Source organism: Collinsella aerofaciens ATCC 25986, assembly GCF_964239575.1.
Classification (GTDB): Bacteria; Actinomycetota; Coriobacteriia; order Coriobacteriales; family Coriobacteriaceae; genus Collinsella; species Collinsella aerofaciens_BQ.
Window position 1 is genome coordinate 136,774 of record NZ_CAXSQQ010000002.1, and the last position, 19,408, is coordinate 156,181.

Genomic DNA, 19,408 nt, shown 5'->3' on the forward strand with positions numbered 1-19,408 from the left:
AATACGTATTAGCGGCCGCTAAACAGACGGCCGAAGAAGTTGACGATACCGTTCTCGCCGTCGCGAATCTGGCCGATCACGGCGCCGATCAGCACAAAGAATGCGATGACGAGCGTGTCCCACAGGCCCAACGTAAGTACCAGCACGGCGAGAATAAAGCCTGCCAAGGCGCCGAGCGTAGTGTTGGGGTGGCGCACGGCGTAGCTCCAGATAGCAGCGCCCGTACCTTTGATGAGACCCATGGCCTCGTCAAAGTCGTTGGCGGCGCTGTCGTGCTGCTCGCCGGCCTCGGGCTTGGTGTCGGCGGACTCGCCTGCCGGCGTAGCGTTCTGGTCGATCGTCAAGCGCGGCGTGCGGGCGGTCTTGTCTTGGTTGGTATCACTCACCGGAAACCTCCACGGTCTGGACGGTAGTCTTGGACGGCAAAAAACGGACGCGCGCGGTCGTGCCCGGCGTGCCGAGCATGGTGTCGCAGGCCTCCTCGATGCGTTGCTGCATCGCGATAGCTTGAGAGGCCACGTCCCGGTCGTCGAGTGCGATGGCCTCGACCTTAAAACGAACGCGCGACTCGTCGGAGCCTTGAACGCGCGCCTCGATATGCTCAACCATCACGCGATCATCGCACTCCGCCGCGGCACGGGCGCACGAGGAAAGCGCTGCAAGCGTGACCTCGATATTGCGCTCCCCTGCCGGATGCACGCAGGACGGCTCGCGACGCGCGAACATCAGGCGGAAAAAACCGATGAGCACGCCAAGCGCCACGATAGCGGCGCACACCGTAACGACAACGCGAGGCATGGTGTCACGCAACAGCAGCATAAAGCGATACGTATACGGTCCCCAGAACTGGCAGACAAGCGTACCCAGCGCCACGATGGCGGCGGCAAGATACACGATCGCTAGGGCTCGTTTGAGTACGCGCACGCGCGCTCCCTTCAGGTTTCGGTCCACAGAATGCAAAACGGTTCGCATCATTATAAAAGAGCCGGGTCCGGTGCTATACGCACGCGGATCCGGCTCATCTATTCCACGAGGCTTGCATGCTCGCTTCATTATGCCCAGATATGCACGGCTTAACCCGTGTGGGCGCTACTCCTCCTCGAGGGCAGCGATGACCTCGTCGGTCATGTCCATGGTGCTGTAAACATCCTGGACGTCGTCGAGCTCCTCAAGACGGTCGATGAGGCGCTGGACCTTCTTGGCGTCGGTACCGGAGACCTCGGTCGGGGTAGTCGGAACCATAGTGGTCTCGGAGCCCTTGACCTGGACGCCCTGCTCCTCGAGCGCCTTGGAGACAGCCATGACGTCGTTAGCAGCGGTCCAGACGATCCACTCCTCGCCGGCGTCCTCGTAGTCCTCGCCACCGGCCTCGGCGATGGCCATCATGAACTCATCCTCGTCACCGGCAGGACCGTTGGCGATCATGGTCTCCTTCTTGGCGTTCTCGTCCAGGATCTCCTTGGCGACGACGATCTGGCCCTTGCGCTCAAACTGGAAGGCGACGGAGCCCGAGGTGCCCAGGTTACCACCAGCGTGGGAGAAGGCGGAACGGACATCGGCGGCGGTACGGTTGCGGTTGTCGGTCAGGCAGTCAACGTAGACGGCGACACCGGCGGGACCGTAGCCCTCGTACACGATGTTCTCGTAGACGGCGGCATCGGCACCCGAACCGAAGGCCTTGTCGATAGCGGACTTGATCTTGTCCTTGGGCATGGACTGAGCCTTGGCCTTAGCAACGGCAGCGGCGAGGCTGGCGTTGTTCTCGGGCAGCGGGTCGCCGCCGAGACGGGCAGCAACGGTGATGTTGCGGCTCAGCTTGGAGAAGAGGGCGGAACGCTTGGCGTCCTGCGCGCCCTTACGATGCTTGGTTGTGGCCCACTTAGAGTGTCCGGACATACGTGTCTCCTATCGGTTTCGACCTAAAGCCCAGCGCAGATGCTCGGGCAATATAAACAAACGTCGTTATGATATACCTACTGGCCTGCGAGATAAACCCCAAAATGAAGGCGTCGTGATGATGCCGCCCTTTGGTGCAAAGTAACCTGTCCCCTTTGCACCAAATTAGGACCAGAGGAGGTCGCTGCGGGTGATGGTGGCGCCGATGGCAAAGGGCATGCAGGCGATGACCGGATACAGGTAGCGCATGTAGGTCGAGCCGTTGCAGGGACCGATCAGGCACACGGCGAGCACGCCCAGCAGCGGCACCCAAATGGCTAGCCCGCGCCACGAATGACGACGTAGCAGATAGACCACCACGGCGATCATGATCCACACATAGGTGGCCGAGCTCATGGTGAGCGAGATAAACGGGATGCGCTGCACCGCCACGCGATACAGGTTGATCAGGTGGTCGCACCAGCGCACAACCTTGCTATCGACCGGATGGAAGTCGAAGTACTTGAGGTTATCGGGCTTCGCCATAATCTCGGCACTACGCGCCGTGCTGTAGACCCAGGCATCGCGGGCACTCGGATAAAAGTAGCCGTAGTAGTTATTGATGAGCGCCGAGATATAACACTCGGGATCCTTTTTGAACATCTGGGCCCACACCTCAAAATAGGCCTTGATGTCCTCCTGCGAGGCATACTCGTTAAAGCAATTTTTGACGGCGTCCGACTTATCCGGGTTGTAACGGCTGCCCAGATTCTCGTACTTGAGCACGCGGTCGATCACGGCACGCTCTTCGTCGGTCACCAAGCCGTCGCAAGGAGCCTCCACGATGGTGCCGTCCTCCTTAACCGTGGGGTTGACGCCCGAGTTGAGGCCGTCGTGCTTTTGGACGAAACGAGCCGTCTGCTGGAACGGAATCGAGAGGATTTCGCGCTTGGAACCAGGCGTGATGTCGTGCGCCGGCATAAAGACCTTAGTGAAGTACATATTGGAGGCAAGGCAGAGTGCAAGCACCGCAAGAACTCCCACCCAGCGGAAACGCGGGATGGCGCCCGAAGGCGCAGCACCAGCCTGCTTGGCTGCACGATGAGCCACATGCGCGTCCCATGCGCAAAACGCCGCCGCGATTACGCATGCCGCCAGGGAAAACACCAGGCCGCCGTTACGCAGAAACGTGGAACCCATGGCGCCCAGAGCGAGCAGCAGCCAGTCATGGCGCGCAAAGAGCACGGGCCTCTGTTCGCCCGCACGCTCGGCATTGGCATCGCGACGGGGCAGGCCGCATGCCACGAGCTTCTCGGCCTGCACCAACAGCACCAAAAACGCGTCGGCAAACAGCACATCTTTGGTAAGCAGGGCCGCGTAGTTGGAGAACATGGGCATAAACACAAAGAACAGCAAGATCACGCCGCGGACCGGCAGACTCACGCCCAGCTTGCGAAGCGACGAGATGGAATAGGCCATGCAGGCGGCCGTGATGACGAACTGAGCGCAGGTGTAGATGGCAAGACCTGCGTTGGCACTGTTGAACAGTGAAAGCCCCAGCTGGACGCACGAACCGATGATAGCCGTGTGCACCACGGGGTGATGTCCGTTGAGCAACACATTGGGATTGAGCAGACGCAGGTAGTCACTCGTGCCGTTGGGGTAGTTGAACCACTGGCGAATCTGCGCGCCCGTGTCTCCCATAAAAAGGCCGGGCAGCGAAGCGATGAGCGTGGGCGCCCAGGCGATCATGAGCACCAGGAAGGGCCCGGCAAAGGGATGGACCGAGAGCACGGCGTGAGCCACACGCCATACGCGGCCAAAGTGCGCTTCGGAAAACGGAATGCGCCGAGAGCTCAGCCAATCTAGACACTCGAAGGCAAGGTAGAAGGCAACGACCGCCAAGAGCATCCAGCCCGCACCGCCTATCCAGGCGCAGATGATGCGGGCCTTGTCGCCGAGCACGATCTCGGCCGAATCGGTGAGGTCGTAGCTGCGGCCAAACACCATGCAGACGGCAAAGAACAGCGACGGAAGGATCACCGAGGGACGCCAAGCGTCGCCGCGGCCAAAGAACACGTAGCGAAACGGCAGCGTAAGCAGGCAGGCAAGCGCAAGCAGCATGACCGCGTCGGTATGGCCGGCAAACGAGAGGAGCACCTCGTAGCACACGTACAGCATGCCCGAGGCTTTGGGGTCAATTGCCAAGACTGCGTTGCTCGACACCGGGGCGGGATCGATGGAAAACGCCGTGGTCGCCAACAGCGCGAGCAAAAATGCGATGAGCGTCTGCTTGGCGGGATAGCGCTTAAACCAGACGATGCGGGCAGCGTCGCGCGCAGCCGTTGTGGAGAGGTCGGGATCCTTCACAGTCCGAAAGCCTTTCTAGAAACCTATCAAACTCGGCAAAACCACCACAAAGGTACCTGTCCCCTTTGTGGTGGTTTTGGTGGTTAGGCGTCCAAGTAGACGCGCTGGGGGCGATTGCGGTGTCGGGCGAAGATGATGAGCGCCAGACCGGCGATCACGAGCGGCAAACTCAGCAGCTGACCCATGGTGATGACGCCGCCCAGCAGATAACCCAGCTGGGCATCGGGCACGCGCACGAACTCAACGAGAAAGCGGACGATGCCGTACCCCATCACGAACACGCCCATAAACGTACCCTGGGGCAGCAGCGGCTTTTTGCGACTGAGCACCTGCAGGATGCAAAAGAGCACGATGCCCTCTAGGAATGCCTCATAGAGCTGGGAGGGATGGCGCGGCATATCGCCCGCGGTGCCGCCAAAGACCACACCCCAGGGCAGATCGGTCGGCTTACCCCACAGCTCGCCGTTGACGAAATTGGCGCAACGGCCCAGGCACAGGGCCAGCGGGGCGCCGATCACGGCAAGGTCGGCGATGGTCCATGCGTCAAGCTTGTACATGTGGCACACGATGATGCCGCCCAAGATGCCGCCCACCAGGCCGCCGTGGAAGCTCATGCCTCCCTCGTTGGTGGCAAAGATCTCGAGCGGGTGGGCCAAATAGTAGCCATCGCCGTAAAAGACGACGTAAAACAGGCGGGCGCCGATGATAAGGCCGAAGACCGCACCGACCACGACGCTCGTCAGGTCATCGATCGTGATGTCGAAGCCCCAACGACGCTGCGTGCGGTACATAACGACCGCCGTGAGCAGGGCGCCGACCACATAGGCCAGACCGTACCAGTAGATCGTGATGGGGCCCGCCGAGATCGCAACGGGGTCAAGCATATGGTAGAGGTCGTTGAGCATATCGATCCCCCTGCTTCCTACATACAAATGCGGCCGCGGGCCTTGCGCTCGCAGCCGCATATTTGGACGTAACGTCTATGCGGAGCGTACCGTCCGCAGCTTTCGCATCTTAGAACGGCGCGTACTCGTCGTACAGGTCCTCGGCCTCGCCGGAAGCATTGACCTGCTCGACGCGGGTAACGCCGGGCACGTGCTCCTTCAGGATGCGCTCGATACCCATGGAAAGGGTCAGCGAGCTCATGGGACAGCCGGCGCAAGCGCCCTGCAGTTCCAGCTTAACGACGCCCTCGTCGTCGACGCCCACATACTCCATATCGCCGCCGTCGGCCTGCAGGTTGGGGCGAATCTCTTCAAGAACCTTCTTAAGCAGCTCTTCGTTAACAGCCACAGGGGCTCCTTTCTCACAATAACGCGGGCACGCCCGCGGACAGAAGCTATGTTACTACAGCCATGTACCCGCTCACGAGCCGTCCATGCGCGCAGACGCGACTTTCACGAGTAGTCAATTTGGGACGGGGCTCTTTGAGCTGCGTTCGTCGCCAGATAGCGACAACGCATATTACTGCTGAGCTTGTCCCCCGGTACCAATCTGGACATCGACGATGACCTGGCGGTAGCTGATGCCGCAGGAGTCGAGAATGCGGCGGCTGATACGGCCGTCATCGGTGTCGGCATACTTATTGTCCAGGTAGACGACCTCGCCCACACCCACCTGTGCCAGGATCTTGGCGCAGTCGTGGCACGGGAACAGCGTGACGTAGACCGTGGAACCCTCAAGGTCTTTGAGCGAGCCGCGATAGTTGAGCACGGCGTTGGCCTCGGCATGGACTACGTAGTTATGCTTGTCCTGCAGCGGGTCATCGCTCGTGCCCCACGGGAAAAAGTCGTCGTTGAGCGCCGAGGGCGTACCGTTGTAGCCCACCGAAAGGATGCGGTGGTTGGTGCTGGCGATGCACGCGCCCACCTGCGTGTTGGGGTCCTTACTGCGGCGCTGCGCGGCGATGGCCACGCTCATAAAGAACTCATCCCAGCTAATAACGTCGCGGCGCTTGCCCGACGCGGTTTGATGAAGATCGTCCGACATGGCAGACACCTCCGAAATCGCAATAGTTTGACCCATTGTAGCAGGTGGAAGGTGGAGACGTTTTTGTCCCATTGCCCCCATCGCTACGCGCGGCGGGGCTTTTGGTTGATGTGGTAGAGCTCGGCGAGGCCCCGCAGCGTCAGCGCATCGTCGACCGTCAGGCTATGGCCGACCAGCGCCGCAAGCGCCTCGGCATCGTCGCCGGTAATGACGATGGGCACATCGCCCTCCCCCGCGGCCTTGGTCGCACGCATCTCGGCGAGCACCATGTCGAGCATGCCGTCGATGCGGGCCACCTCGCCCAAAACCACGCCCGAGCGCATGGCCTCGCGCGTATTGCGGCCGATGACGTGCGTCGGCGCCGAGGGCTCAACCTGAGGCAGGCGCGCTGCTGCCGCCGAAAGCGAGCGGGCGCCGAGCGCCAGCCCCGGCGCGATAACGCCACCAACAAAGGCGCCATGCGCGTCGATGACCTCGATATTGGTCGTCGTGCCCAGGTCAATCACGATGCACGGCGAGCCGTAGACGGCGCGGGCCGCCACGGCATCGGCAATGCGGTCGGGGCCAATCTCGGCCGGATCGTCGTAGTGCACGGGCATGCCGGTCTTAAGTCCCGGCCCCACCGTGAGCACGCGCCCCGTGCAGGTACGGGAAAGCGCCGCCTTCCACGGGCGCTCGAGCGCCGGGACCACACAGCTCAGCACGGCCGCGGCGGGTACGAGCACCCCGGGCACACCCGCATCGGCGGCGAGCGCGCCCATGACCTGCACGAGACGCATGCGCGCCTCGTCTGCTGTGATGCTCGACGGCGTCGTGATCTCGCACGTCGCGAGCGGGCGCTCCTGCGCCGCGGCCGAATCTTCGGCAAACAGGCCAAAGCGAATGAACGTGTTGCCCACGTCGATCGTCAATATATATGCGCACCCATTAAGCATCGTCGGCGCTCCTTTCGTCTGCCCAGCAGTATATCGCCTACCTAAACCAGTCATCCCAAAATGACTAACTTGCGGCTATACTGGTGCGCGGTCGTTTGCGAGCTCACGCGGCGGCCCTTGGTAACCCGACTTCCCGCGCCGTATCCGTAGCGGCGCTCCCGGGGGAAGCGGATATACGCAAAGGAGTTCTATATGAGCAATCCCTCGAACCGCGCCTCGATGCGCGGTCAACTCACGCTGCGCGGCGTCGTCATCGGCGTCCTTGGCTGCGCGATCATCACGGCAAGCTCGGCCTACACGGCCCTCAAGATGGGCGCACTCCCCTGGCCAATCATTTTCGCTGCCGTCATTTCGCTGTTTTTCCTGAAGCTCATGGGTAACGCCAGCCTCAACGAGGCCAACGTCACCCATACCATCATGTCCGCGGGCGCCATGGTCGCCGGCGGCCTGGCGTTTACCATCCCGGGCGCCTGGATGCTGGGCTATGCCGACCAGATCAGCTGGCTCGACATGTTTATCGTGGCGCTCGCCGGCACCGTCTTGGGCCTTCTGGCGACAGCGCTCATCCACCGTCACTTTATCGTGGACGCCGCGCTTGAGTTCCCCACTGGCAACGCCGCAGCTCAGACCCTGCGCGCGACCGAGGCCGGCGGCAAGATCGGCAAACAGCTCTTTGGCTCCATGGCCATCGCAGGCATCTACAGCGTGCTGCGCGACGCTCTGGGCGTGGTGCCCAGCATGCTGTGCACGCTCAATATCCCCGGCGTGACCTTTGCCATCTATAACTCACCCATGTTGCTGTCCATCGGCTTTTTGGTGGGCTTCGCCCCCGTCGCGTTCTGGTTTGCCGGCGCGCTGCTGGGCAACTTTGGCATCATCGTCGGCGGCACCGCCGCCGGCCTGTTCGATGTTGTGACCGCGCAGGGCATCGTCAAGTCCCTCGGCATGGGCCTTATGATGGGCTTTGGCGTCGCCGTCGTCCTTAAGGACATTTTGCCGCAGGTCGCCGGCATCATCCGCGGCCTTACCGCCGACAGCTCCACCGACACCGACGAGCAATCGCTCATCTCGGGCTCCCTTAAGCTCGACGCCGGCATCATCGGTCTGGGCACCGCAGCCATCGCTGTGATCGTTGCCATCGCGCTCGACCTTGGCCCTGTCCCGGCCGTCATCGTCACGCTGTTCACCTTTGTCACTACCATCATGAGCGCTCAGAGCTGCGGCCAGACGGGTATCGACCCCATGGAGATCTTCGGCCTCATCGTCATGCTCATCGTTGCCGCCTTCGCGCAGCTCGCCCAGGTCAAACTGTTCTTTATCGCCGGCATCGTGGCCGTGGCGTGCGGCCTTGCGGGCGACGTCATGAACGACTTTAAGGCCGGCGCCGTGCTGGGCACCAACCCGCGCGCACAGTGGGTCGGCCAGGCCATCGGCGGCATCGTGGGCGCCCTGGTCGCTGCCGCCGTCATGGTCGCGCTCGTCACCGCCTATGGTCCGGACGCCTTCGGCCCCGACAAGAGCTTCGTTGCCGCACAGGCAAGCGTGGTCGCCACCATGGTCTCGGGCATCCCGAGCGTGCCGTGGTTCGCAGGCGGCTTTATCGCCGGCATCGTCATGTACTGGCTCGGCATTCCGGCCATGATGATCGGCCTGGGCGTGTACCTGCCGTTCTATATGTCGCTCACGGCTTTCCTGGGCTCTTGCGTTAAGCTCGCCTACGACAAGTGGGCCGCTCACCGCGACGCCGAGGCCGGTCTTTCGGACGAGGAGAGGGCTGCCAAGGACGCCGCCTTCCAGGAACAGGGCCTGGTTGTCGCCAGCGGCCTGCTGGGCGGCGAGTCTATCGTCGGCGTTATCCTGGCGTTTATCTCTGTTGGCCTGAGCCTGCTGGGCTAAACCAAACAACAACGCACCCGTGCAGAGCGCGGGGTCGGAGACCATCCGGCCCCGCGCTTTTTGTATCTGCCGAAACCCTCGGCAGTACTTGTATGTGGCGTGTCTTCCTTTGCCTGCTCGCCTAAGTTCCATGTCAAGATGACCGCCCCGCCCGCCACGGTGTAGAGTACATGCTGCGAGCGCACCCGCGTTCCTGCGGCAATACGAGGTGAACATGGAACTCGACAAACAACAGATTAAGCGATTGCGCGAGCGCCATCATCGGCGCCATGGCATCCGCCCCGCCCACAGCGAGGCTATGGAGAACGCAAGCCGCTTTCTAAAGCAGGCATTCAACATTCGCGAGGGCCGCGCGCCCTATCACGTGATTCGCAAGCGCTTTGTAAACGGGGCGCGCCTGACTGGCACGCACTTATGCATCCTGATCATTGCCATGCTAATCGCGAGCATCGGCCTCGATATCGACTCGGATATCGCCATTGTAGGCGCCATGCTCATCTGCCCGCTCATGGGCTCGGTCCTTGCCATGGCATACGGCATCGCCACGCTCGACCGCGAGATCACCCTTGAGGCCGTCGCGAGCTTGGCTCTACAGATGGCCTTTTGCCTGGTCACGTCCACGTTGTACTTTAAGCTCTCGCCCCTTGGCACCACCACGGCCGCCATCATCGACAATTCGACACCGACTGTTTGGGACCTTGCCGTCGCGCTCGCGGGCGGCTTTGCGGGTGGCCTGGGCAACTCGCGCGACCAGGAACCCGCCACGCTCATCGCCGGCGTGGCCGTGGCGACCGCGCTCATGCCGCCCCTGTGCGCGGCGGGCTATGGCATCGCCATCGCAAGCGGATCACTGTTTCTCTCGGCGCTTTATGAGTTTGGCATCAACGTGGTCTTTATCGCACTGGCTGCCGAAGCCGTGCTGCTTCTTTTGCGCGTGCCGCTCAAGCGCGACCTCAACGGCGACGGCATTGTGACCGCCGAGGAAAATGCAGAGGTCGACGAGCTATCGCGCAAGGTGCGCCGCCGCATCATTGTGGGCACGGTAGTCTTTGCCATCCCCTGCATCGTTATGACGGCGGGTTCCATTGGCTCGGCGCAGGCCGGCGTGCAGGACGGCTACGGCGTCACCGAAACCACGCGCGAGCTTGCGGCGGTGCTGCCAGGCTTTAAGGACTACACCGTCGCCGTCGAGACCTCGGCTACCGAAGGCGAGGAGGAGGGCATCGTCGAGCGCGAGATTGTCGCCCATGTGACGACAAGCGAGGCGCTCGGGGCGCACGACCGTCGCGTTGCCCGCAAGCTCATCGACCTCAACGTACCCGAGCTCGATCGCGTGGAGTTTGACGTAAAGTGATGCAGAGCGCGGCCCTACAGATCGTACTTGTACACGCGATAGATGTACTTTTCGGCTTCCATCTCAAAGGTAGCGATGGGTAGACCATACCGATCGTACTCGGTAAAGGTCTTGGCCTGACCCGATGCCACGAGCATGCTGTTCGAATTGCCGACGCGCTGCACACTGCTAACGTAGCCCGAGAACGGCACCGCGATCTGGTCTTCGAGCCCGTAGGTGCGTGCCACCTCGTCCACCGTAAAGATGCGCCCAAACGAATGCGAGCCGCGGCTGTAGTCGGTCACCACCGCGGCGCCCAGCTGGCCCCAGTCGAACTTGGGATAGCTTTCGGCCGCACCAAAGTTGTTGTCGTATAGCAGCACCTGGTAGCGACCAGTCGTTGCCGTGTCAGAACTCGGCAGATACGTCACGCTGTGCTGGCCCGCGTTGAGCGAAAAATCGCCCTGGGCCTGCAGCAACTTGTCCTCAAAGCCCGAGCCGGCCCATTGCCACTCCTTTCTATTTCTGGGTCCATCTTCTCACTGTTGGCGGCCGAAAATGATCCGCTTTCCTCCGTCCCCGAGGGATCATTTTTTAGTACTTGAAGAAGCCCTCGCCCGAGCTTTCGCCCAGCTTGCCTTCGTCGAGCATTTTCTTGAGGACGGAGGCCATAGCCTTAAAGTTGTAGGGCATCATCATCTTCTTGAGCAGCGGACTCACCAGGCCCGGGACCTTCTGATACTGCATGACGATGTTATAGGCCGTCTGGATACCCACCGTGTCGAACACGCGGAACGGACCCTTGGGAGCGCCGGTGCCGCGCGTCCACGCGAGGTCGATGCTCTTGGGGTCGCTGACGCCCGAGACATACAGGTCAAGGCCCGAGAGCAGCCATGGCACCAACATGGAGTTGAGCAGGTAGCCGTTCTTTTCCTTGTTGACGGGCAGGGCAAGCATACGGATATCGTTAGCAAAGTCGACGAGCTCATCGAAATAGCGCTTGTCGGTCTGGTCCTGAGCCATGACCTCGGTCATGTTGTTCTTCCAGATGGAATTGGCAAAGTGCAGCGACAGGTACTTCTCGGGGCGGCCGGTGTACTTGGCAAAGGTACTCGGCAGCAGCGTGGAGGAGTTGGTCACGATGACGGTCTTTTGCGGCAGAACCGGGGCGAGCTTCTTGTAGAAGTCGATCTTCGCCTGAGTGTCCTCAGCCATAGACTCGATGACCAGGTCGGCGTCGGCCACTGCCTTGGCAAGATCGAGCTCCAGCTTGAGCGTGGAGTAGGCACACTCGACGGCAGCGAGTGCCGCCTCCTTGTCGAAGGGCTGGCCGCTATCGGCGATACCGGCGCACCACTCGCCCGTGCCGTCCGCCATGCCCTCGATAGCAGCGATGTACTCCTCACGCACATGATCGATCTTGGGCTGGGTGCGGCCGATGCTGCCCTCGCTGCGCAGCCAAATCGTTACATCAAAGCCGCAGTAGGCAGCCTGAAAGGCAATCTGGCTTCCCAACACGCCGCCGCCGGCAACGCAAACGGTCTTGTAGCTCATGGGACGGTCCTCTCTTACGTAACTCCATAGATATGTATTTATTCAACCGTAAGGGGACTGCGCGCTGGGGGTGGGTTCTATAAACGGGCGGTAATTTGCGGCGAACGGCAACACCTGTTCATTATCTCAGGGTTCCATGTCCAGTAAAAACGGGTGGCAGCCGCTACGGCTACCACCCGTTTGTCTCATATCTAGCCCATAGCAGACCAGCTACTTCTTAATGCCGCGCCCCAGGCGCTTGGCGACCGATGCAACGGCCTCCTCACTGGCAGATCCGCAGCTCGCACAGCCGTCGTGGGCATGCATCTGACCGGTGACCTCGTCCATCGCGAGCGGCGCCACCTTCTCGAGCTTAAAGCCCTTGCCGGCGCGCATGTTCTCCTTTGCCACGCTGATCATGAGCTTAATACGGTTGAGCTGGTTGACCTCGGATGCACCGGGGTCGTAGTCCACCGCGACGATGTTGCTCTCGGGATGTTGGCGGCGCAGCTCCTTGATCACGGCCTTGCCCACCACGTGGTTGGGCAGGCACGCGAAGGGCTGCGTGCAGATGATGTTGGGCGCACCGTGGTCAATCAGATCGAGCATCTCAGCCGTGAGCAGCCAGCCCTCGCCCATGTTGTTGCACACCGAAAGCACCGTGCGGGCCTTATCGGCCATGGTGCCGATGCGCTCGGGCGCCTCAAAGCGGCGGGACTTTTCGAGCATCTCCTCCACCGGCGTACGCATCCAGTCCACGAGCTTGATGAGCGCCTGCATGCCCGCACGCGTTGTAGCAGAGCTACCCAGCTCATCCTTCTGCAGCTCGGCGTTGCTCATGGAGTACAGGAAGAAGTCGAGCAGGCCCGGCACCACGGCCTCGCAGCCCTCGCGCTCGATAACGTCGACCACGTGGTTGTTGGCCGTGGGATGGAACTTGACCAAGATCTCGCCGACCACGCCCACGCGCGGCTTGGTGCCCTCGCCCACGAGCGGCATGGTATCGAACGCGCGGATGGCTTCGCGGCACAGCTTGGTGTAATTATGCCTGTTGAACTTGGGCGCCAGCTTGCGGGCGCGCGCCATGTACTCCTCGTAGAGCGCATTGGCGGCACCGGGCGTAGCCTCGTACGGACGGCAACGATAGAGCATCTGCATCATCACGTCGCCAAAGAGCACCGCGTAGACTGCTTGCTTGAGCAGCGCCGGCGTAATCTTAAAGCCAGGATTATCCTCGCCGAGCGCCACGGCCGAAAGCGAGATCACCGGGATCTCGGGGTGGCCGCTCTCGCGCAGGGCCTTGCGGATGAGTGCGATGTAGTTGGTGGCACGGCAGCCGCCGCCGGTCTGGCTGATAACCACGGCCGTCTTGGACAGGTCGTACCGGCCGCTCTCGATGGCCTCCATAATCTGGCCCGTTACCAGAATCGACGGGTAGCAAATGTCATTGTTCACATAGCGCAGGCCAGCCTCGACAGCGTCGTGATCGGTCGAGGGCAGCAGCTCCAAGTTGTAGCCAGCACCACGGAACACCTCTTTGACCAGGTCAAAGTGGATCGGCGCCATCTGCGGGCACAGGATGGTGTAGCCCTCCTCGCGCATCTGCTCGGTAAAGGGCACCTTGGGCCACGCGGTCGATGCGCTCTCACGCTGCGCCTCAAACGTGTACTTGCGGCTCGCGAACGCGGGGGCATCCGTAGAGGGTGCCACCGGCGCGGCATCGCCTTGCTCGTAGGCCTCGCCCGCTGCCGTGGCCTCGGCCAAGCGCTCGGCCTCCTGGTCCTTAAGCGCGGCCATGAGCGAACGGATGCGGATGCGCGCGGCGCCCAGGTTTGACACCTCGTCGATCTTGAGTACGGTGTAGATCTTGCCGCTGGCCTCCAGAATCTCCTGCACCTGGTCGGTGGTCAGAGCGTCCAGGCCACAGCCGAAAGAGTTGAGCTGGATCAGGTCCAGGTCGTTGCGCATCGTCACAAAACGGGCGACGGCGTACAGGCGGCTGTGGTACATCCACTGGTCGACGACGCGAATCGGACGCTCGGGCTTTACCAGGTGTGCAAGCGAATCCTCGGTAAAGACCGCAAAGCCAAAGCTCGAGATAAGCTCGGGCAGAGCATGGTTGATCTCGGGATCGTTATGGTAGGGACGGCCGGCGAGCACAATGCCGTGGCCGCCGTGGTCCTCGACCCACTTGAGAGCCTCCTCGCCCATGGTCTGGATATCCTCGTGGAAGCGCGCGTCGGCCTCAAAAGCAGCGTTGACGGCGGCATCAACCTCGGAGCGCGTGATTTTAGGACCGCGCACGCGACCGCGACCGGCCTCAGCATCGGCCACACGGTCGACGGCGAGCACCTGGTACAGACGGCGCTTGAGCTCGGTCTTGTCGTGATAGGGCACAAACGGATACAGGAACTCGATGTTCTGCTCGCGGATCTCGTCGATATTGAGCGCCAGCGCCGTGGGGTAGCTCATGACGATAGGGCAGTTATAGCAGTTGCCAGCGGTCGGATCCTCCTTGCGCTCCCAGCGCACGCACGGCATCCAGATAAAGTCGACGTCACGGTCGATGAGGTTCATCACGTGGCCGTGGCTCATCTTAGCCGGATAGCACACGCTCTCGGACGGCATGGACTCGATGCCTGCCTGGTAGGTCTTCTTGCTCGACTGGTCGGACAGCTGTACGCTAAAGCCCAGGCGCGTAAAGAACGCGTGCCAGAAGGGGTAGTTCTCGTACATGTTGAGTGCACGCGGGATACCCACGGTGCCGCGCGGAGCCTCGTCGGGACTCAGGACCTCGCGGTTAAAGAGCAGCTCGTTTTTCTTTTTGAAGAGGTTGGGGGCCTCGGTCTTTTGCTTTTTGTGGCCGGCACCCTTCTCGCAGCGGTTACCGGTAATGAAGCGCCTGCCGCCGCCAAAGTCGTTGACGGTAAGCTGGCAGTTGTTGGAGCAACGGCCGCAGCGGACATGCTTTTGCGTCACGGTGAGGTGCGCGATGTCCTCGGCCGAAAGGATGGTCGAAGTGCCATCGGCGCCGGCGCGATCGCGGGCGAGCAGGGCAGCACCGTAGGCACCCATGCAGCCGGCGATGTCGGGGCGCACGGCGTGAACGCCGGTGAGCTGCTCAAACGCACGCAGCGTGGCATCGGACATAAAAGTGCCGCCCTGAACGATCACCTGGCTGCCGATCTCCTTGGGATCGCGCAGCTTAATAACCTTGAACAGGGCATTCTTGATGACGGAATAGGACAGGCCGGCCGCGATGTCGCCCACTGTGGCGCCTTCCTTTTGCGCCTGCTTAACGCGCGAGTTCATAAAGACCGTGCAGCGACTGCCCAAATCGACCGGGGCCTTGGCATGGATGGCGGCATCGGCGAACGCGCGCACGTCCATGTTCATAGACACGGCGAAGCTCTCGATAAAGCTGCCGCAGCCCGACGAGCAGGCCTCGTTGAGCATGATGTGCTCGATGACGCCGTCCTTGACGCGCAGACACTTCATGTCCTGGCCGCCAATGTCCAGAATGAACTCGACGCCGGGCAGGAACGCCTTGGCGCCGCGCAGGTGCGCAACGGTCTCGATCTCGCCGGAGTCGGCCTTGAGGGCCTCGATGAGCAGCGCCTCGCCGTAGCCCGTGGTAGTCACGTGGCCGATGGTGCAGCCGGCGGGAATGTGGTTGTAGAAATCGGCCATGATAACCTTGGCCGTGCCCAGGATGTCGCCGTTGTTGTTGCCGTACCAGGTGTGCAGCAGCTGACCGTCCTCGCCCACGAGCGCGGCCTTCATGGTGGTGGAACCGGCGTCGATGCCAATGAACATGCGGCCGGTGTAGCCTTCGAGTTTGCCCTTGGGGACGACTTCCTGGTCGTGGCGGGTTTTGAACTCGGCAAAATCCTCGTCGGTGGCAAAGAGCGGGTCCAAGCGCTCGACCTCGGCACCTTGGGTGTCACCCAGGCTGTCGATGGCCTCGATGAGCTGCGGGAACGTGCTGAGCTTGTTGGACTCGTGCGCCATGGCGGCGCCGCTCGCCACGAACAGGTGAGCGTTTTGGGGCACAATGCGGTGCTCCTCGTCCAGGTTGAGCGTGAGGTAGAAGCGGTGGCGCAGCTCGGAGAGGTACTGCAGCGGGCCGCCCAGGAAGGCAACGTTGCCGCGGATGGGACGGCCACACGCCAGGCCCGAAATGGTCTGGGTCACGACAGCCTGGAAGATGGAGGCGGCCACGTCCTCGGGGCGGGCGCCCTCGTTGAGCAGCGGTTGGACGTCGGTCTTGGCAAAGACGCCGCAGCGGCTGGCGATGGGATAGATGGTGGTGGCGTTGGCCGCGAGTTCGTTAAGGCCGCTGGCATCGGTGTGCAGCAGGGTTGCCATCTGGTCGATGAACGCGCCCGTACCGCCGGCGCAGGTGCCGTTCATGCGCTGCTCGATGCCGTTGTCAAAGTAGATGATCTTGGCGTCCTCGCCGCCCAGCTCGATGGCGACGTCGGTGGCCGGGATGAGGGTCTCGACAGCGCGCTTGCTGGCGATGACCTCCTGGACAAACTCCAGGTCGAGCCACTGGGACAGCAGCAGGCCGCCCGAACCGGTAATGGCGCAGGTCATTTGGGCCGTCGGCAGCACGGTCGCGGCACCCTCGAACAAGTCGCGGGCGCAAGCGCGGACGTCGGTGTGGTGACGCTGGTACTTGGCGTAGACAATCTGGTTGTCGTCGTTGAGCACGGCAAGCTTAACGGTGGTGGAGCCCACGTCGATGCCCAGGTGCAGGTTGCCGTGGGCGTTGTCGGGGTTGAAGATCGCGCCTTCGGGGGCGTGGGCGGCGGCTACGGGCTCAGCGGCGGTGGCGGGCTCGCTGGTGACGGACGCCTCCCCTGCCGCGTTCTTGGCATCGACAATTGCCTCGGCAACTTTCTCGGCAGCCGCGGTCGCGGCCTTCTGCGCGGCGTCCATCACGGTGGGCGCGGCCTCGCGTGCGGCAGCGACCATGCGGTCCTTGATGCCCTCGACGAGTTTGCTCATTGTCTCTCCTCTTAGTTGTTGGACTCGACGGGCGCGGCGGCGTCGGCCGCGTCCTCGAGCTGCAGGTTCAATAGCTTCATGCCGTATTCCGGCACGTTGATATCGATGGGTTGGCCATACAGGTCACCAGGGCGCACAAAAGCGAGCACCGTCATAATACGCGCCATGGCCTCGGGCGATTCGGTGAGCCCACGCTCAAACCAGCGCTGAATCAGGCCGACCTCGGCACTCACGACGTAGGTGACGTAGTAGTCAAAGAACGTGCCCAGCGCCAGGCCCAAAATGCCCGTCTGCGCACGCGGCACCACGGCCTCACGAGCGGTGTCGATGATCCTTTTAATGAAGGCCTGGTCGCCGCCCGGACCCAGCAGCGCACCGATTAAGTCGCGGTTGGCCGCAAGATAACGCAGCAGCTCAACCGAACCGGGCGCCGGCTCGAGCTCATCGATGTTGTGATAGAGGTCGGGCAGCTGAGCTGCGGTGATGAGCTCAATGCGCTCACGGATCTCGGCCAGCAAGCCATCCTCGATTTGATTGATAAAGTCGGGAATATCGCGGTAGTGCGAATAGAACGTGCGGCGCGTAAGGCCGGCGCGCTCGGTGAGCGACGCGACATTAATGCGCGAAAGGTCGCCGCTTTCGGCAAGCTCGCTGGCAAGTGCCTGGCGAAGGGCACGCTGCGAGCGAAGGGACCGGCGATCGCATTTCTCGAGCTGGGACAAGCGTCCTCCTTGTTACTCAACCTGTGCGCTATTGCACAGTGCGAGTATTATTGCACACCGTGTGCATCAACACGTAAAGGCAATATTTTGGATGTGACAAAGGGACAGTCCCTTTGTCACAACCCACCTGGCTTTTGGAGCGGCATTACCGATTGTCCAAAATGTCATTCGTGGGTAGAATAATGTCGACGGCAGCCCAAGTTCTGCAAAGCTGGGCAGCGTCGTTGTTTGCATTAGGGGGTCAACGCCTTAGCGGCGGCGACCCCTTCTGTTGCGCTTCGAACGCTGCTTGAGTGCCTCGGAAAGGCCGACAAGCGCCGTGAAGAACGAGACCAAAGCGGTCAGAAGTCTCACGAAATCAATCAAATCGGTCATGGGCATCACCTCCCATCAGATGGAGGGCGTTGCCCGGCACATGGAACTGCCGCCAACAGTATCAATTCTATCAAAGCGCAGTTAGATATGCGAATGTTTGTTCGTATTTCAGAAGATCGGAGCTCGGGTACGGCGAAGGAACAGTTCCTTTGCCGTACCCGAGCTTGTCGCCGAACTGCCACCTACATTTTTCGAGTTATTCGGCCACGCTGCTAGTTCTGTATAAATGCACCGCCGGGATTATCTGAGGGTTTTTTGTCCTTATTTGAGCGCATACATGCCCATTTGCGCACTTACGACACCGAATCAAACACCATTAGAGGTATGAATGTTCCCGAGAGGGCATCTTTAGCCATTTAACGACCTCCGACAGGCCGAATAACTCGAAATTTGTTGGTGGCGAAAGCGAGACAGTCCTATACGCCAAAAGCCGGCATCTCCCATGTGACAGAGGGGCCGTCCCTTTGTCACATCATTCGATGACGGTGCGGGAGTTTTGCTTGCGCATGGTGGCGAGCATGTGTTTGGGGACGGTGTGGACCATGCAGCTGCCGATGGTCGCGCTCGCGGCGGCCTTGGCTGCATCGCTTGCGTTTTTGGTCGCGTAGCTGTGGCGGAAACGCTTGAGCATGGCAATGTCGTTGCCGCCGTCGCCGTAGACCGCGACCTCGTCCTCGGCAATACCGTAGTAACCCGCCAGCCAGGCCACGCTCTCGCCCTTGTTGCACGCTACGTCCGTAATCTCAAACATCACCGGGTCAAACGGCGCGTTGACCACGCGGTCCGAGCGCTCGACCAAATACGCCTTAAGGTCGCGCTCCAGCTCGGGCGAGGTCACGCGGCAGTTGATCTTGCACACATCGTGGCGCAGAATGTCACCGATCGACTGGTCGAAATACTGTTCCTCGTGATACCCGCCACGTGCACGCATGCCGCGCATCACGATGCGCTTGATAGGACTGTCCTTTTTAAAGCCCGCCTGGTGCATCTCGAACGAACCGCTCGAGAACATGCCGTCGGGCGTGGAGCAGTCGAAGCAAATGTCCGGGAACGCTTTGAGCAGCTCCTCGGTAACCTGCGGGTCGATGGTCCAGGTCTTGAGCACCTCACCATGGCTGTCGCGCACGATGGATCCGTTGGAGCAGCAGGCGTCGAGTGCCAGACCTGTGAAGCCATGCTCGCCGATCGGCAGCGTCGAGCGTCCGGTCGCGGGAACCACATGCAGCCCGGCTTCGGTCAGCTCGCGAATGGCGCGGCGGATGGTTCCGTCGGCCTCGTGTAGGGCATTCAGCAGCGTTCCGTCTAAGTCACTCGCAAACATCTTGATCATGGGCATGCCTCTCCTTCGTCTGCACGATATTGTAGAC

15 protein-coding genes and 1 pseudogene are annotated in these 19,408 nt (G+C 61.6%); 2 read left to right on the top strand and 14 right to left on the bottom strand.

Going from position 1 to position 19,408, the window contains the following annotated elements:
• Positions 1 to 8: 8 nt before the first annotated feature.
• The 8 genes from ACESUZ_RS02495 to ACESUZ_RS02530 all read right to left on the bottom strand — a co-directional run bounded on the left by ACESUZ_RS02495 (position 9) and on the right by ACESUZ_RS02530 (position 7,169).
• A complete protein-coding gene (locus ACESUZ_RS02495) occupies positions 9 to 386 on the bottom strand; it encodes a DUF2273 domain-containing protein (RefSeq protein WP_227790587.1) in 378 nt (125 codons plus the stop codon).
• Positions 379 to 924 (bottom strand): Asp23/Gls24 family envelope stress response protein, encoded by a 546-nt coding sequence (locus tag ACESUZ_RS02500; RefSeq protein WP_368140274.1) that lies wholly within the window; start codon positions 922 to 924, stop codon positions 379 to 381. Before ACESUZ_RS02500 ends, ACESUZ_RS02495 begins: the two co-directional genes overlap by 8 nt.
• Positions 925 to 1,089: 165 nt before the next feature.
• The gene (locus ACESUZ_RS02505) at positions 1,090 to 1,896 is read right to left on the bottom strand and encodes a YebC/PmpR family DNA-binding transcriptional regulator (RefSeq protein WP_035137586.1); all 807 of its coding nucleotides are present in this window, start codon (positions 1,894 to 1,896) and stop codon (positions 1,090 to 1,092) included.
• 165 nt (positions 1,897 to 2,061) lie between these two features.
• Positions 2,062 to 4,245, bottom strand: coding sequence for a DUF6020 family protein (locus ACESUZ_RS02510; protein ID WP_373198250.1), 2,184 nt, complete (start codon positions 4,243 to 4,245; stop codon positions 2,062 to 2,064).
• An 83-nt stretch (positions 4,246 to 4,328) separates the two neighbouring features.
• Entirely contained in the window at positions 4,329 to 5,150 is an 822-nt protein-coding gene (gene lgt / locus ACESUZ_RS02515; protein ID WP_373198251.1) for a prolipoprotein diacylglyceryl transferase, read from the bottom strand.
• 109 nt (positions 5,151 to 5,259) lie between these two features.
• Entirely contained in the window at positions 5,260 to 5,538 is a 279-nt protein-coding gene (locus tag ACESUZ_RS02520; protein WP_035137589.1) for a NifU family protein, read from the bottom strand.
• 171 nt (positions 5,539 to 5,709) lie between these two features.
• Positions 5,710 to 6,234 (bottom strand): deoxycytidylate deaminase, encoded by a 525-nt coding sequence (locus tag ACESUZ_RS02525; RefSeq protein ID WP_089572276.1) that lies wholly within the window; start codon positions 6,232 to 6,234, stop codon positions 5,710 to 5,712.
• An 83-nt stretch (positions 6,235 to 6,317) separates the two neighbouring features.
• The gene (locus ACESUZ_RS02530; RefSeq protein WP_373198253.1) at positions 6,318 to 7,169 is read right to left on the bottom strand and encodes a type III pantothenate kinase; all 852 of its coding nucleotides are present in this window, start codon (positions 7,167 to 7,169) and stop codon (positions 6,318 to 6,320) included.
• 192 nt (positions 7,170 to 7,361) lie between these two features.
• Here ACESUZ_RS02530 and ACESUZ_RS02535 point away from each other — a divergent pair, with 192 nt between their 5' ends.
• Positions 7,362 to 9,065 carry an OPT/YSL family transporter gene (locus tag ACESUZ_RS02535; protein ID WP_373198255.1) on the top strand — a complete coding sequence of 568 codons (1,704 nt, stop codon included), beginning with the start codon at positions 7,362 to 7,364 and terminating at the stop codon, positions 9,063 to 9,065.
• Between the two features lie 214 nt (positions 9,066 to 9,279).
• On the top strand, positions 9,280 to 10,419 hold the full coding sequence (locus ACESUZ_RS02540) for a DUF389 domain-containing protein (protein ID WP_373198257.1): 1,140 nt from the start codon (positions 9,280 to 9,282) through the stop codon (positions 10,417 to 10,419).
• Between the two features lie 14 nt (positions 10,420 to 10,433).
• Here the strand turns inward: ACESUZ_RS02540 and ACESUZ_RS02545 are convergent.
• The 6 genes and pseudogenes from ACESUZ_RS02545 to ACESUZ_RS02570 all read right to left on the bottom strand — a co-directional run.
• Positions 10,434 to 10,895 (bottom strand): annotated as a pseudogene (locus tag ACESUZ_RS02545) (aryl-sulfate sulfotransferase); the annotation flags it as partial.
• Positions 10,896 to 10,992: 97 nt separating this feature from the next.
• Entirely contained in the window at positions 10,993 to 11,952 is a 960-nt protein-coding gene (locus ACESUZ_RS02550; protein WP_373198259.1) for a 3-hydroxyacyl-CoA dehydrogenase, read from the bottom strand.
• Between the two features lie 210 nt (positions 11,953 to 12,162).
• Positions 12,163 to 16,944, bottom strand: a complete 4,782-nt coding sequence (locus ACESUZ_RS02555) for an acyl-CoA dehydratase activase-related protein (protein WP_373198260.1) — start codon at positions 16,942 to 16,944, stop codon at positions 12,163 to 12,165.
• An 11-nt stretch (positions 16,945 to 16,955) separates the two neighbouring features.
• Positions 16,956 to 17,666: a TetR/AcrR family transcriptional regulator gene (locus ACESUZ_RS02560; RefSeq protein WP_373198262.1), complete on the bottom strand. Its 711-nt coding sequence runs from the start codon at positions 17,664 to 17,666 to the stop codon at positions 16,956 to 16,958.
• A 249-nt stretch (positions 17,667 to 17,915) separates the two neighbouring features.
• The gene (locus ACESUZ_RS02565) at positions 17,916 to 18,041 is read right to left on the bottom strand and encodes a hypothetical protein (RefSeq protein ID WP_022094649.1); all 126 of its coding nucleotides are present in this window, start codon (positions 18,039 to 18,041) and stop codon (positions 17,916 to 17,918) included.
• A gap of 472 nt (positions 18,042 to 18,513) precedes the next feature.
• Positions 18,514 to 19,371: an HAD family hydrolase gene (locus ACESUZ_RS02570; protein ID WP_373198264.1), complete on the bottom strand. Its 858-nt coding sequence runs from the start codon at positions 19,369 to 19,371 to the stop codon at positions 18,514 to 18,516.
• Between the last annotated feature and the right edge of the window lie 37 nt (positions 19,372 to 19,408).

What these genes read in the sequence shown, in the direction of transcription:
- lgt (WP_373198251.1), bottom strand. Translation starts at nt 5,150, where the DNA reads ATGCTCAACGACCTCTACCATATGCTTGACCCCGTTGCGATCTCGGCG.
- ACESUZ_RS02565 (WP_022094649.1), bottom strand. Translation starts at nt 18,041, where the DNA reads ATGACCGATTTGATTGATTTCGTGAGACTTCTGACCGCTTTGGTCTCG.
- ACESUZ_RS02525 (WP_089572276.1), bottom strand. Translation starts at nt 6,234, where the DNA reads ATGTCGGACGATCTTCATCAAACCGCGTCGGGCAAGCGCCGCGACGTT.
- ACESUZ_RS02505 (WP_035137586.1), bottom strand. Translation starts at nt 1,896, where the DNA reads ATGTCCGGACACTCTAAGTGGGCCACAACCAAGCATCGTAAGGGCGCG.
- ACESUZ_RS02550 (WP_373198259.1), bottom strand. Translation starts at nt 11,952, where the DNA reads ATGAGCTACAAGACCGTTTGCGTTGCCGGCGGCGGCGTGTTGGGAAGC.
- ACESUZ_RS02535 (WP_373198255.1), top strand. Translation starts at nt 7,362, where the DNA reads ATGAGCAATCCCTCGAACCGCGCCTCGATGCGCGGTCAACTCACGCTG.
- ACESUZ_RS02555 (WP_373198260.1), bottom strand. Translation starts at nt 16,944, where the DNA reads ATGAGCAAACTCGTCGAGGGCATCAAGGACCGCATGGTCGCTGCCGCA.
- ACESUZ_RS02530 (WP_373198253.1), bottom strand. Translation starts at nt 7,169, where the DNA reads ATGCTTAATGGGTGCGCATATATATTGACGATCGACGTGGGCAACACG.
- ACESUZ_RS02540 (WP_373198257.1), top strand. Translation starts at nt 9,280, where the DNA reads ATGGAACTCGACAAACAACAGATTAAGCGATTGCGCGAGCGCCATCAT.
- ACESUZ_RS02570 (WP_373198264.1), bottom strand. Translation starts at nt 19,371, where the DNA reads ATGATCAAGATGTTTGCGAGTGACTTAGACGGAACGCTGCTGAATGCC.